Genomic DNA, 1,011 nt, shown 5'->3' on the forward strand with positions numbered 1-1,011 from the left:
TATTAAATCCGCTCCAATCCATTCTCAACTTTCCTTAAAGAAGCGTTCTTCTTTCTAACGACAATCTGTTCTATTTCTAAACATTGGGCGCAACGTTACGCATATGCCTAGTGGCGGATTGCGGACGATTCAACTGTCAAACCGAGGTGAAGTTTGAGCGGGCGAAAAGCCTTGCAAAGTGCAATAAAACCGCCATTAGGTATATGCGATGTTGGGCGTAGGTTTTTTATCTATATCCGATACCCGTTTCTTAATTCTGTGAATACTGGTTGAAATCAGACCAATTAACTCGTTCAAAATAGAAATCACAATCTTTAATTACAATTGAATCATTTCGATTAGCTGTATTAAATAATATACCAGAAAACTTTCCATGAATCCCTTTCTGCAAACTACCTTCTATTGGTAATATTTCAAATATCTCGACGGATGAATAATTCAGTCTGTCATTAAGATATACTTTTTGAATATCTCCTGAATTATCTATAAAGCGTGCATAACTTGTAAAATCACCATAGGCATCGGAGATAGGATAAATACCTTTCTCTCTTACATTCATTATTTGTAATCTAAATATATTATCACTATTAAGTTCTGCAGATGATTGCAACCCCCTATAAGCAGTTACAGTATAAAAAGGAGTATCATCTAAAAGAGAATAACTGCATTTAAATGATTTGCAACATGTATCGTTATCGACTATTGAGGGCAACCATAATTCTTGATTGACTTTCATTTGAAAATCATTTAATCTTCTGTTCGTGGCAGTTTCATTTTCTGAATCCTGACAGCCTGTTACAATTAAGAAAACAATTCCACTTAGAAATAAATAACATTGTCTCATCTTCTTCATATTAGTTAATAGTTTTGTTCTTTAAACTTACGCCCAACGGGTAGTGTAGCATTAGTGGCGGATTGCGGGCGAATTTCCTCTCAAACCGTTAGATGGTTGATGCGGGAAAAGAACCTTGCGGAACGTGATTAACCCGCCATTAATGCTACACAATGTTG

General features: G+C 35.6%; 1 protein-coding gene. It reads right to left on the reverse strand.

What is annotated here, in order from left to right; all coding sequences use genetic code 11:
- Positions 1–250 precede the first annotated feature (250 nt).
- Positions 251–853: a DUF5025 domain-containing protein gene (locus tag LX69_RS17445; protein WP_111447302.1), complete on the reverse strand. Its 603-nt coding sequence runs from the start codon at positions 851–853 to the stop codon at positions 251–253.
- Positions 854–1,011: the final 158 nt, after the last annotated feature.

This window comes from Breznakibacter xylanolyticus (genome assembly GCF_003254275.1).
Taxonomy (GTDB): domain Bacteria; phylum Bacteroidota; class Bacteroidia; order Bacteroidales; family Marinilabiliaceae; genus Breznakibacter; species Breznakibacter xylanolyticus.